This window comes from Pseudomonas sp. FSL W5-0299 (assembly GCF_005930655.1).
GTDB classification, from domain to species: Bacteria; Pseudomonadota; Gammaproteobacteria; order Pseudomonadales; family Pseudomonadaceae; genus Aquipseudomonas; species Aquipseudomonas mandelii.
Genome location: NZ_RXHX01000010.1, coordinates 119470 through 132398, shown reverse-complemented (window position 1 = coordinate 132398; position 12929 = coordinate 119470). Strand labels below are relative to the sequence as shown.

The 12929-nt window shown below is 58.6% G+C and carries 13 protein-coding genes; all 13 read right to left on the bottom strand.

What is annotated here, in order from left to right; translation table 11 throughout:
• Positions 1-3 precede the first annotated feature (3 nt).
• The 13 genes from FHL16_RS15260 to pseF all read right to left on the bottom strand — a co-directional run bounded on the left by FHL16_RS15260 (position 4) and on the right by pseF (position 12927).
• Complete coding sequence (locus FHL16_RS15260; protein WP_172962161.1) at positions 4-1209, bottom strand: sensor histidine kinase; 1206 nt, start codon at positions 1207-1209, stop codon at positions 4-6.
• A gap of 128 nt (positions 1210-1337) precedes the next feature.
• A complete protein-coding gene (locus FHL16_RS15255) occupies positions 1338-2813 on the bottom strand; it encodes a sigma-54 dependent transcriptional regulator (RefSeq protein ID WP_010456968.1) in 1476 nt (491 codons plus the stop codon).
• A gap of 173 nt (positions 2814-2986) precedes the next feature.
• On the bottom strand, positions 2987-3283 hold the full coding sequence (locus FHL16_RS15250) for a flagellar protein FliT (protein ID WP_077748624.1): 297 nt from the start codon (positions 3281-3283) through the stop codon (positions 2987-2989).
• Positions 3284-3293: 10 nt separating this feature from the next.
• Positions 3294-3689 (bottom strand): flagellar export chaperone FliS, encoded by a 396-nt coding sequence (gene fliS / locus FHL16_RS15245; RefSeq protein ID WP_010456972.1) that lies wholly within the window; start codon positions 3687-3689, stop codon positions 3294-3296.
• A 128-nt stretch (positions 3690-3817) separates the two neighbouring features.
• Positions 3818-5248 (bottom strand): flagellar filament capping protein FliD, encoded by a 1431-nt coding sequence (gene fliD / locus FHL16_RS15240; RefSeq protein ID WP_077748623.1) that lies wholly within the window; start codon positions 5246-5248, stop codon positions 3818-3820.
• Positions 5249-5330: 82 nt separating this feature from the next.
• A complete protein-coding gene (locus FHL16_RS15235) occupies positions 5331-5696 on the bottom strand; it encodes a flagellar protein FlaG (RefSeq protein WP_010456977.1) in 366 nt (121 codons plus the stop codon).
• Positions 5697-5769: 73 nt separating this feature from the next.
• Positions 5770-6621: a flagellin domain-containing protein gene (locus FHL16_RS15230; protein ID WP_008072599.1), complete on the bottom strand. Its 852-nt coding sequence runs from the start codon at positions 6619-6621 to the stop codon at positions 5770-5772.
• 253 nt (positions 6622-6874) lie between these two features.
• Positions 6875-7144 carry a hypothetical protein gene (locus FHL16_RS15225; RefSeq protein WP_077748622.1) on the bottom strand — a complete coding sequence of 90 codons (270 nt, stop codon included), beginning with the start codon at positions 7142-7144 and terminating at the stop codon, positions 6875-6877.
• Positions 7141-8433 (bottom strand): motility associated factor glycosyltransferase family protein, encoded by a 1293-nt coding sequence (locus FHL16_RS15220; RefSeq protein ID WP_077748621.1) that lies wholly within the window; start codon positions 8431-8433, stop codon positions 7141-7143. The genes FHL16_RS15225 and FHL16_RS15220 overlap by 4 nt, the downstream gene beginning before the upstream one ends.
• Positions 8434-8529: 96 nt before the next feature.
• Positions 8530-9456 (bottom strand): ketoacyl-ACP synthase III, encoded by a 927-nt coding sequence (locus FHL16_RS15215; protein ID WP_010456985.1) that lies wholly within the window; start codon positions 9454-9456, stop codon positions 8530-8532.
• Positions 9457-9684: 228 nt separating this feature from the next.
• Positions 9685-10737 (bottom strand): pseudaminic acid synthase, encoded by a 1053-nt coding sequence (gene pseI, locus FHL16_RS15210; RefSeq protein ID WP_077748620.1) that lies wholly within the window; start codon positions 10735-10737, stop codon positions 9685-9687.
• Positions 10730-12235 carry a UDP-2,4-diacetamido-2,4,6-trideoxy-beta-L-altropyranose hydrolase gene (gene pseG / locus FHL16_RS15205; RefSeq protein ID WP_077748619.1) on the bottom strand — a complete coding sequence of 502 codons (1506 nt, stop codon included), beginning with the start codon at positions 12233-12235 and terminating at the stop codon, positions 10730-10732. Before pseG ends, pseI begins: the two co-directional genes overlap by 8 nt.
• Positions 12232-12927: a pseudaminic acid cytidylyltransferase gene (gene pseF / locus FHL16_RS15200; protein ID WP_010456991.1), complete on the bottom strand. Its 696-nt coding sequence runs from the start codon at positions 12925-12927 to the stop codon at positions 12232-12234. The genes pseG and pseF overlap by 4 nt, the downstream gene beginning before the upstream one ends.
• Positions 12928-12929 lie beyond the last annotated feature (2 nt).

Here is a 12929-nt window from a genome sequence, read left to right as displayed (position 1 = left end):
CCTTCACTCCGCTCCCTGAGCGTTAGGCTGTTCACCGGAAAAAAGCGGCAGGATGACCTGCGCGCAGGTGCCGCGACCCGGCCGCGAGCGCAACTGCAATTCTCCCTGATGAGCACGGGCCACGGCCTTGACCACGGTCAGGCCCAGGCCAGTCCCGGTGGTTTTAGTGGTGAAAAACGGCTCACCCAAGCGCGCCAGTACTTTGCCGTCGATGCCGCTGCCGCTGTCACTGATGCACACCCGCAGGTTGTTTCCCCTGGCATAGAAATGCACTTTCAAGCGGACATTACCGGCACTGGCCTGAACGGCGTTCTCGATCAGATTAAGGATTGCGCCGACCAAGGTGTCGCGGTTGCACAGCAGTTCACCGGCATGACTGTCGCACTGCCAGCGAATCGGCAAATCCTGAACATGAGTCAGTGCAGCCGATTGCAGCGACTGCATCAATTGCTTGGGCGTGACGCGGTCGGTCAACGGCAGCTCGCCCCGCGCGAACACCAACATGTCGCGAACCTGATGTTCCAGCTCATGCAACCGCTCTTTCAGGCGCCCGGCAAAACGTTGCTGCGTGGCGACCGGCAATTCCTGCTCAGTCAAATGACTGGCGTAGAGCAACGCGGCGGACAACGGCGTCCGAATCTGATGGGCCAGCGAGGCGACCATTCGGCCGAGAGACGACAGGCGTTCGTGGCGAGCCAGTTGATCTTGCAGATGACGGGTTTCGGTCAGGTCGTTGAGCAACACCAACTGCCCGGGCTCGGCATCCAGCGAACGAGTGGCGATCGACAGACGTCGACCGTCCTTCAGAGAGATTTCGTGACCGTCGTCTTCGCGAGGAGCAAAGCAACGGGCAATGACATGGCGCCAGAGCTCGCCTTCGAGGGGCAGGCCGAGCAACTCGCAGGCCGCCGGGTTGGCTTCACGCACAATGCCCTGGGCATCGATGACGATGACGCCGCCAGGCAACAGATCGAGGAGGTTTTGCAGACGGTTGGCCAGACGTTCCTTTTCCGCCAGCTCTTGCATGCGCTGAGCGCTGACCACCGCCAGCTCACCCTTGAGCTCGGTGACCCGGGCTTCCAGCATGCTGTAGGAATCAGTCAGCTGGCTCGACATTTGGTTGAACAGCGAGAACGCCTGCTCAAGGCCAAGCCGGCTTGCCTGCTCTACGGACGACGGTTGCCCCGAAGCATCAGGGACAGGAGACATCTGGGCGGCTTGGGGCATCGTGCTCTCTCGCTAGGCTGACCGTCAGTTAAACGGAACGTTGCGAGGGATGTAGCAATACCCGTGCCTAAAAAAAACCGCCTACAAATGAACGACTTGAAAAACAGGCGTCAATCATCCGCCTGTTCATCACCGTCGCGACGGCTCATGCCGTACTTGCGCATCTTCTCCACCAGCGTGGTACGACGAATACGCAGGCGTTCTGCGGCACGCGCCACGATCCCATTGGCATCATCCAGCGCCTGCTGAATCAAGCCCTGCTCCAGACCACCGAGGTAGTCTTTGAGGTCCAGACCTTCCGGCGGCAGCATGGCGTTGGCGGTGAAGTCCGGGGTATGACCGTTGATGGCCACCCGCTCTTCAAGATCACTGCGCAGGCTGTCGACCAATTGCTCGTCTTCATCATCGACGTAGCGGAATTTCTTCGGCAGCTCGACCACGCCGATCACCCCGTAGGGGTGCATGATCGCCATGCGTTCCACCAGGTTGGCGAGTTCGCGAACGTTGCCCGGCCAACCGTGACGGCACAGCGACATGATCGCCGCCGAGTTGAAGCGGATCGAACCGCGCTTCTCGTGCTCCATGCGCGAGATCAACTCGTTCATCAGCAACGGGATGTCTTCGACACGTTCGCGCAGCGGCGCCATCTCGATCGGGAACACGTTCAGGCGGTAGTACAAGTCTTCGCGGAACGTGCCGATCTCGATCATGCTTTCGAGATTCTTGTGAGTCGCCGCTATGATGCGCACGTCGACACTCTGGGTCTTGTTGCTGCCCACGCGCTCGAAGGTGCGCTCCTGCAACACGCGCAGTAACTTGACCTGCATCGGCAACGGCATGTCGCCAATTTCGTCGAGGAACAGGGTGCCGCCATTGGCCAACTCAAAACGCCCGGCGCGGCTGGTGATCGCCCCGGTGAAAGCGCCTTTCTCGTGGCCGAACAATTCGCTTTCCAGCAACTCGGCCGGGATCGCCCCGCAGTTGACCGGAACGAACGGCGCGTCACGACGCTTGGAGTGGTAGTGCAGGTTGCGCGCGACCACTTCCTTGCCGGTGCCGGACTCGCCAAGGATCAGCACACTGGCGTCGGTATCGGCCACTTGCTGCATCATCTGACGGACGTGCTGAATCGCCCGGCTGGTGCCGACAAGGCTACGGAAAAGGTTGGGTTCGCGATGACGACCGCGCTCGCGGGCCTGGTCGTACATCTCGCGATAGACCTGCGCACGGTGCAGCGAGTCGAGCAATTTGCTGTAGCTGGGTGGCATTTCGAGGGTCGAAAGCACTCGGCGACGCTGGTCTTCAGGCAAGTCAATGGAAGAATTATCGCCCATTAACAAAACCGGAAGGAACTCATCCCAGGTTGCGAGTGTCTTTAACAGGCCCGGAAGTGCGCCAGGAGCATTGACCGTCCCGATGAGGACACAGATCACTTCACGACTTGAGGACAAAGAGCCGACAGCCTGCTGCCAGTCATGGCTACCGCAGGGTAAATTTTCTTCGCCAAGAAAATTTAAAATCACCGCCAAATCGCGGCGGCGGACGCTATCGTCGTCAATCAGCAGAATTTTGGTTTCACGCCACATGCAATAGCAACTTCCCTAGTCAACTCAATGCCCAAAATGAGGGGGCAAGCTAGACGCTTGCAGACACGTTATGCCTGTAGACGACTGAAATCTGGTACCAGCCACTAGTTAAGTCAAAAAACCGTGCACAGTCAAATTTATGGCGCACTATGTTTGGATTAACTGAGGGTTAATTAACCAAACAGATGGTAAACCTTTGCCGCGCTCTGTGCTTGATGGATCTGCGACATCTCGTCGACTATCGCCTGGCGCTCCCCTGTCGCCGCCTCCAGAAGCTGTTTATACACGCCCAGCAACTCCTCAAGGTTGTCGCGCAACGCGACCTCATCCACCGAAGCTTCACTCAAGACGTCTTCCATGCAGCAACGGCAAGCCAGGTCCAATTCACTAATGGCCTCCCAGTTGCGCTCGGCCAATGCACCGACGAGGGCATCGCGGGTTAGTTCGATTCGCTGCAAGACAAGACTCATGGTGATCTCCTTAAAACTGCGGACCCGGCGCGGCAATGGCATCCCAACCGTCTTTGACCGTGCGAAGCAGGTCGGCGACTTCGTCGAGGATTTTTGGATCGGTCTTGATATTGGCTTCAGCCAGACGCTTCATCATGTAGGTATAGAGATTATCCAGTTCGCCTACCGATTCAGCCTGATTTTCCAGATCCAGACCTTCACGCAGACCGCCGATGATGCCGATGGCCTTGCCGATCAGAACGCCCTTGTTCGGAATGTCTTTGCGTTCCATCGCGCCCCTGGCTTGGGCTATGCGATCCAGTCCGCCTTCCATAAGCATCTGAACCAGACGATGCGGGCTGGCTTCGGAAGTCTGCGCCTGAGCGCCAATCTTCTGGTATTGGCGAAGGGCTAACATTGGATTCATGTTGTACCTCATCAGAAATCTGTGGTTCGTATAACCAGTGTATCGACGACGCGTCAAAAAACTTTAGATCCAAAAACAAAAAGCCCGGAGCGCTCTAAAACGCTGCCGGGCTTTTGGCGGTTCGGGTGTTACGAGTTCTTCTGCTGCGCTGTCATCGCCTCAAACATCGAGGTGATGTTACTGGCTGTCGCTTTCAGCTTGCCGACCAGAGTATCCATGTCGTTGTACTTTTTGGTCAGCACCGCCGTCAGGGTCTCGATTCGGCGATCCAGGGCCGCCTGGTCATTGGACAGCTTTTTCTTGGTTGAATCCAGACTCTTGGCGCGCGCGTCCAGGATAGAGTCGACTGCTTTGCCATTGACGGTTTTACCTTCGGTGTAAGGCTTGATCGCGTTGTTCATACGCTCAATCAGACCATTGGTACCTGTGAACAGTGTCTGAACCTCACCGCCCAGCTTCTTGTCGTTCATTGCAGTGTTGAACTTGGTGCTGTCAAAGTCCAGTGCGCCGGTCTTCTGGTTGGTGGTGATACCCAACTGGGAAAGCACAGTCAGCTTGTCGCCGGCACCGGTCTGTGACAGCGGGCCCCGCAAGGAATCCAGAATCGAACGTGGCAGCGGGTCACCGGTCAGCGCCGCGGAAACGGTCAGCTTGCCATCGTCATCCAGGGACGGCTTGGTCAACGAAGTCACAGCGTTGGCGACGGCGTTGTACGCATCGACGAATTTCTGGATCGACGCCTTCAGACCATCATTGTTGGGCGCAACGGTGACGGTCGACTTGCCGGTGGTGAGCAAATTCAGGCTCAACCCGGAGATCGTCTTGTCGATGGTGTTGGACTTGCTGGTCATCGCCAGACCGTCGACGCTAAACACCGCATCCTGGGCCGGAGCACCAATAGCCCCCGAAGAAGTGGCCGTCGGCGGGGTGACCATCGGGGCGGTCCCATCGATTTCCAGACCGGCAATACCGCTGGCGGAAATGTCGGAACCCGCACCAGTCGTCGTGGAACCCAACACCAGACGCGAGCCGAAACTGTCGGTCACAATGTTGGCGCTCAAGCCACTGGACTGGTATTGGCTGTTGATCGAATCACGCACCGATTGCAACGTGGCGCCTGCACCCACAGTTACCGGATAGCTTTTGCCATTTTGGGTGATGGTCAGCGTGCCAGCAGGGATCGCACTGGTTGTACCACCGGCAAATGCAGCGGAAGCCACTTTCGATGAGGTGGCCAGGCTAGTGATGTCGACCACGTAGTTACCGGCGACAGCCGCGTTACTGGACGTAGCGGTCAGCACTTTTACATCGGACGACGTCGCGGCAAAACCCGTGAACTGAGGGGTTGTCGTACTACCCAGATCGGTAAGCGCTTTCTGGAACGTGGCCAACAGCGACTTCAAGGTACCAATCCCGGAAATACTCGCCGAGTTAGTGGCGGTTCCACGATCGATCTGACCTTGCTTGGCCGCTTTGTCAGCGTTCACCAAGGCTTTGACGATAGCACCAGTATCAAGGCCGGAACCTAAACCTGTGCCCGGTAGAATTGGACTTGCCATGTGAAACTCCCTTCAGTGTGTCGCCGGCCTTTTGACCACTACAACGCCCAAAAGAACATAGCAACAAAATTCGTGCCAGTTGTCAGGCTTTAGCGCTGAACAACAGGCTGCTTGCATCATTCAAACTATTGGCCAGTTTCAAGACCTCTTCGTTGGGGATCTGACGGATCACCTCACCAGAGTCGCTGGCAATCACTTTTACCACAACCTTGCCTGAAGGCTCGTCAATCGAGAACTCCAGATTACGCTTGACCGACTGAACGAACTTTTCGATTTCCTGAACGGCCATCTTCAGTTTTTCCTGCTCGGTTAAGCCGCTTTTACCTTCATCCTTGACAGCAACCACTGACGCAGCGACCGCTTGAGGCTTTTCCGCAGGCTTCTCGGCAACAGCCGTCGCCTTTGGGGCCGCAGGATAAGACAAGTTCAGCTTCACGCTCATATCCATGTCCATCACCTCTTAAACCAAAAAAGCGAGAGAGCGCGACATGCACACTCCCCCGCCAAAACTCACTCAGCTATTACTGAAGCAGTTTCAGTACAGCGGATGGCAGTTGGTTGGCCTGAGCCAGAACTGCGGTGGAAGCTTGTTGCAGAGTTTGTTGCTTGGTCAGCTGTGCAGTTTCAGCAGCGAAGTCGGTATCTTGTACGCGACCCAGTGCAGCACTGGCGTTTTCGTTGATGTTTTGCAGGTTGGAAATGGTGCTGGACAGACGGTTTTGTGCAGCACCGAGGTCAGCACGGCTGGAGTTGATCTTGGCCAGAGCGGCGTCGATTTTGGTCAGCGCGTTGTTCATCGAAGCTTCGGCGGTTGCCGAGTTGTTACCAGTGATCTGAACGGTAGCCGAGTCAACCGACAGGGTAGCTGCGTCGAAGCCGCTGTCCAGGGTCAGGGTGATCTGGTTGGTAGCGCCAGTGTTGGAACCAACCTGGAAGGTCATGGTGCCAGCGGTGCCGTCGATCAGGTTCTTGCCGTTCAGGTTGGTCGACTTGGCGATACGAGTCAGTTCGTCCGACATCGAAGCGAATTCTTTGTTCAGAGCAGCGCGGTCAGCGGTGCCGTTCGAGTCGTTTCGGGATTGAACAGCCAGTTCACGCATACGCTGCAGAATGTTGGTCGATTCTTGCATCGCGCCTTCAGCGGTCTGAGCGATCGAGATACCGTCGTTGGCGTTTTTGATAGCCATGGTCTGACCGCGGATCTGCGAAGTCATACGGGTAGCGATTTGCAGGCCGGCGGCGTCATCTTTAGCGCTGTTGATTTTCAGGCCGGAAGACAGGCGAGTCATCGATGTCGACAGAGCGTCGGAAGCGCGGTTCAGGTTTTTCTGAACGTTCAACGATGTGACGTTGGTGTTTACTGTTAAAGCCATGACGAATTCCTCGTTGGTTGGGTACTGCGGCTTCCGGCCCTGGCAACCGCCGGGTATGGCCTAGAGAACCTTCGTAATAGTTATCGTCGCCAATGCAACTTGCTTTAGGGGATTTTCAAAATTATTTGCCATCACGTTGCCACCCCCCGTAAATCAAGGGGTTGGCGATGATCCGGCAGCGAAAAAATGACGCCAGGGAAATGTCGGCGACAGGTTGGCGAGGACTCGCCGGCACCGACAGAAGGGATATTGCTTAAACAGACAGGCTTTCGGTCAGCAACTCGACCAGTTCATATTCCAGGTAATCGGCCAATGCGAGCCAGTTCTGCGCTTCCTGACACGCGAACACTTTGCTGAGCAAAAATGCCCATTGCTGTTGCGATGCCTGCGGCGTGGAATCAAATGCCGGATGCACTTCACCGACCAGCTCGATCATTACCAGGCTGGCTTCGACATCACGCCCCAGACGGAACAAGGCTGCACAGTGCTGCGCATCGGCAACGAAGGTTTCAAGCGCGCTCATGACGCAAACTCCGGATGAAAAACCGTACCAGCGATCATCGCCCCTGCCCGACTGCTGTTATGGAAACGCACCTGTGGGTGGCCCGCAATAAAACGCTCCAGCTCACACAGATAGCTGCGGAAGTTGAGTTGAGTCTTGATGCGCTGGCCGTGGCCATCCAGCACCCAGTGCTTGGCAGCCCCCATCTGCGGCCCCAGATCACCATCGCTCCACCCTGCGTGGGTCTTGTCACCCGGGAAGGCAAAGTCGGCGCCGAACAGCGTGATTTGCACAGCGCCCATCTTCACCGCCAGGTCGACCGCCGGGTGAATCACGCTGCCGCCAACATACAGCTCGCCCCTGGGCAATTGCCGACGCAGCTGCTGGTAGATCGGGCTCGCGGAATAACCGGCATAACGCGGCCCCTGCCAGGCCTCGATCACCGCCGGATCAAGCATGGGCATGTACACCAGCGTGATGTCGGCCGTGCCTTCAGACGGCAGGTGCCGCTGCGAAATGCGCTGGTCGATGCTGACGACAATGTCAGGACGAATGCCGTGCTTGAGCAGCGGACGATAGGCCGTGTCGACGCAGATGAACAACGGTCGCTCGGCTTCATTGCGAATGGCGCGCAAGGTCGCAAAGTGCTGTTCCAGGCTTGGCCCGGTGGCGATGACAAACACCTCCCGCCCCGGCTGTGAACCGAACAACTCGGCCACGTCGCGATCGCCCAGCAACCATTTGAGACTGACCTGCAAGCGCTCCACGATTTCAGGCGACTGCGGATCGAACTCACGATTGTTGAAGGTCAGATGGGTTTCACTGATCAGGCGATCACGGATCTTTGCGCTGAAATCGTCGGCCAGTACCAGCTCGGAGGGCAAGGCAAAAAACGGCAGCTGGATTTCTCCCAGATCGCCGGCATACAACAGCTCGACCCTGGGATCGCTGAGCCACGGCTGTTGATCGAGCAGTTGCAGCACCAGGGCAAACACGGCCCCGTTGAGGATGTGCACGTACAAATGCTCAAGACCGGCGCGTTGCAGCAACTCCATTTGCAGATCGCCGAGCCCGGTGCCGTAGACGTGCGCCACCGGACTGTAGAGCGGCAAACTGTCGGCCTGAAGCACGGCCTCGCGACTGCGATCATGGCGGCTGGTCAGCTGAATGCCATTGATGCTCAGCGTCGAGCCCAGGCCTTCCACCAGATCAGCCTGTAGCAGGCTCGTGTCTTCGACCAGCAAGCGCACAGCCAACGCCGGCCAGCGTTGCTGGATGACGTCGACGTTGTGCTCAAAGAACTCGCTCATGGCGCCTCGCATTGTGTTCGGGCAAAAAAATAGCGCTCAAGATTACACCTTGAGCGCTTTTTTTGTGTCTGGCTTTCTTTGACTAAGACGCCTTGTTCAAGGGCGGTAGAGGATCGCCGAGCCCCAGGACAGGCCAACGCCGAAACCGCTGAGCGCAACGCGCTTCCAGTCGGAGTCCAGCACGTGTTTTTCCAACAGCAGCGGAATGCTCGACGACACGGTGTTGCCAGTCTCGACCATGTCCTTGATGAACTTCTCCGGCTCGCCTTCGAAGCGGCGCGCCACGGCGTCGACAATCGCGGCGCTGCCTTGGTGAATGCAGAAGGCGTCGATGTCATCAGCGGTCAGTTGCGAGTCAGCCAGCAGCTCATGCAAGTGCGCCGGGACTTTGAGCAGTGCAAAGTTGAACACCTGGCGACCGTTCATGTAGAACACGCCGTCGGTGACTTTCAAGTGCGGCGCACCGGAACCGTCGGTGCCGAACTTGGCTTTGCCCAGCTGCCAGGGCGCGTTTTCGCCCATCCAGGTCGCGGTGGCGGCGTCGCCGAAGAGCATGGTGGTGTTGCGGTCTTCCGGGTCGACGATCTTCGAATAAGGGTCGGCGGTGATCAGCAAGCCATTCTTCAGGCCAGCGGCTTCCATGAAGCCCTTGATCGCGTAGATGCCGTAGACGTAGCCGGAGCAGCCCAGGGAAATATCAAACGCCGCCACGGTAGTCGGCAGGCCCAGCTTGTCCTGAACGATGGCGGCCGTATGTGGCAAACCTTCTTCGTCGCCGTTCTGGGTGACGACGATCAGCACATCGACGGATTCACGCTTCAAGTCAGGGTTGTTGGCGAACAGCGCGTTGGCTGCTTCGACACACAGGTCCGACGTTTCCTGCCCGGCGTCTTTACGCGGCAGGAAGGCCGAACCGATTTTGCCCAGGATGAACTCTTCATCCTTTTCGAATTTTGCACCTTGTGCGTAATTGTCCACGCCGGCTACAGGAACGTAGCTCGCAATGCTTTTTATGCCAATCATTACGGCTTCCCAATAATAAACAGCCCAATACCACCGCTCGTAATGATTCGAGGGGCGCCGACAAACAGAGAAAAACGTCGCCCCATGGAGGCGACAACGGGAAGAATAAAAGGCTATCACTGGGCCAAACAGAGACCAGGCGCCACCTCCCCGATTTATACAATACAGTGAAGATGCGCGTTATGACTCGCAGGTCACGCTATTTTGCCGAAACAGACCGACAAGGCGTTATTCGACCAACGACCAGTCCAGCGCGGTTCCACGCTGGATGGCGTGGCGGGCGCGGCGGCCCAGAAGGGTTTCAGCGTGTTTGGGCGCCAGCCCCAGGCCAGGACGGATGGCACGCAGATTGGCGACGGTAAACGGCTCTCCGGCCGCCATATCTTGCGTGACATAGAGCGAGCGTCGGTACACCAGGGACTTGCGCTCGGCCTCGGTCACGCCGTAATGCACCTTGCCCATAGCCTGCCAGGCACGCTCGGTTTCGATCACCAGGCTTTCCAGTTCGGCCGGCTCCAGGGAGAAACTGGCGTCCACCCCTCCGGCCGCACGGTCGAGGGTGAAGTGCTTTTCGATCACAGTCGCTCCCAGCGCCACGGCGGCCACAGACACGCCGACGCCCATGGAGTGATCGGACAGGCCGACCTCGCAGCCAAACAATTCACGCAAATGTGGAATCGTGCGCACATTGCTATTGGCCGGTGTTGCCGGGTACGTGCTGGTGCATTTGAGCAGCACCAGGTCCTTGCATCCCGCCTCACGGGCAGCGCGCACGGTTTCGTCGAGCTCGGCGATACTGGCCATGCCGGTGGAGATAATCAATGGCTTGCCGGTGGCCGCGACCCGACGAATCAGCGGCAGGTCGGTGTTTTCAAAACTGGCGATCTTGTACGCCGGCACATCGAGGCTTTCGAGGAAGTCGACGGCGCTGTCATCAAACGGCGTGGAGAACGCCAGCATGCCCAGTTCCTTGGCCCGGGCGAAAATCGGCGCGTGCCATTCCCACGGCGTATGCGCTTTCTCGTACAACGCATATAACGAGGTTCCGGCCCACAGACTCTTTGGGTCCTTGATGAAGAACTCACCTTCGGCCAGGTCCAGGGTCATGGTGTCCGCGGTGTAGGTTTGCAGCTTCAAGGCATGCGCGCCGGCTTTGGCCGCCGCTTCGACGATTTGCAGAGCCATGTCCAGCGACTGGTTATGGTTGCCGCTCATCTCGGCGATGATGAACGGCGGCGCGTCGGCACCGATGGAGCGGTTGCCGATCTTGAAGCTAGTCATTGCTGCGTTCCTTTAATACGCGCGTGAACGCGCAAGCACTCTGAGTAAAACCGGCTTCGCGAAACACCTTCAGCGAAGGCTGGTTGTCCGGCAACACTTGGGCGGTGATGGCGGTCAGTTGCGGCCAGTGGGCCGTCACGAACGTCTCGCCGCGGACCAGCAGCGCCCTGCCCCAGCCCAGGCCGATGCGATCTTCAAACAGATAAATCGAGACTTCGGCTTCAAAACCGCGCACGTCATAACGCAACACCCCCACCGGACCGTCATCGGTTTCGGCGATCAACAGCAAGCGCCGCGCATTATTCAAACTGGCGGCCAGCCAATGTTGATGCGACGACCATTCAATCGCCCCGGCGTCCAGCGACCAGCGCCGAACCGCCTCGGCGTTGCGTCCGTGGAACAGAAGCCGTGCATCGTCTGCGGTCGCGAGACGGATCTGCAACACCGCACCGGCCAACGTTGCCGCCACCCGCTGCGCCCCCCGACCATCCACCAATTGCCGCGAATGATCGGCCAGGCTCTGGCGTATCCCCTGATTGCCCGCGACAAAACCGATGGCCTGGCGCAGTTGTTCAACGCTCACCTGTTCACGAGGGCCCAGGTAGACATGGGCACCCGAGGCGGCCATGACCTCGCCATTGGCCTGCTGATTGTTCGAGACCGCAATGCAAATCGTCGGCAGCCCCATGGCCGCCCGCTCCCAACTTGTCCCGCCACCGGCACCGACAAACAGGTCGGCCTCGGTCATCAGCCGGTAGAAGTCGCTGACAAAACTGTGCAAGCGCCAGTTCGGCCGAGTCGCCGCCATGGCCTGCATATCGTCCCAGGCCGGGTTGTCGGCTCCGGCAACGAAATCGACTTCCAGCGCATCGAAATCCGCCATGGCCAGCATCGCGTGATGAGTCTGCATCGCCGCATCGAAGCCGCCGAAATTCACCAACACCCGCTTGGCCTGCGGTTTGATCGGGATCGCCGGGCAACGGAACTCATCGCGCAGCATCGCGAAACGTGGGCCGAACAACGTATGGCAGCCAGGCGTGAGCAGTGAGTCATAGGCCGCTGGCGTGCCCGACAGGTTCTGGTTGAGCAGCAGGTCGACGGCGTACTGGCGAGTGGCAAGATCATCCACCGCAGCGATCCGTAGCGCCCAGCGCCGGGCCGCCGTTTGCCAGTGATGGTCGAGGCCGTAGTGATCGACGATGATCCAGTCGAACGGCGGATGGTTTTCCAATGCCTGCGCCAACGCGTCGATGTCCGCCTGCCACGGCAGCATGGATTCGATGCCTTGCTGCGGGTCTTCATCGGGATAACGCCCCGGCAGCGCGAAGGTTTCAAAACCTTCGGCCGCCAGACTGTCCAACCGATGGCCCGGCAGCAGGCGACAGGCAAAGGCAACATGTGAACCCTGCTTGCGCAAGGTTCTGGCCAGGGGCAACAAGCGAGCGATATGCCCGCTGCCAATGGTCGGCGATGCGTCGGAGCGAATCAGCACCCTCATTGCAGTTCGCCTCCAGCCTTCAACGCGGCGTAAAGGTATTCAGCGCGTTTCCAGTCTTCGAGGGTATCGATGTCCTGCACCAGATGCCGCGGCAGAATCACCGGCAGGCTCGCCGGGGAAAACAATACATCGCCACGCAACCAGGCCTCGCTGCGCCCCCAGTAGAACTGCCCCGCATCTTGAAAGGCTTCGGCCAGGTCCTGCGAGCGGGTGTTGCGAAACTCCGGGTACAACGACGTCAACGCGCCGTGTTCGTCGAGGGTCAAGGCACGCTGCACGGGAAAGCCGAAACCGGCCACGGAAAACGCGAAGGATTTATCCGGGTTCTGCTCCAGCAATTCAAAGCCCTGACGCAGAAACCGTGCCTGCAAGAGGGGTGCGGTCGCGTAGATACAACAGGCATAGTCGAACGCCGCAAGCTCATTCAAGGCATGCACCATCACCGCCGCCGTGCCGGTGAAATCGTCGGCCAACGACGCCGGACGCATGAACGGCACCTGAGCACCGTGCACCCGCGCGACCTCGGCGATGTCTTCATCGTCGGTGCTGACGACCACCTGATCGAACAGCTGCGAATCCAGCGCCGTACAGATCGAGCGGACGATCATCGGCACGCCGTCGAACGGTTTGAGGTTCTTGCGCGGGATTCGCTTGCTGCCGCCCCGGGCCGGAATGATGGCTACGCAGCTCAAGA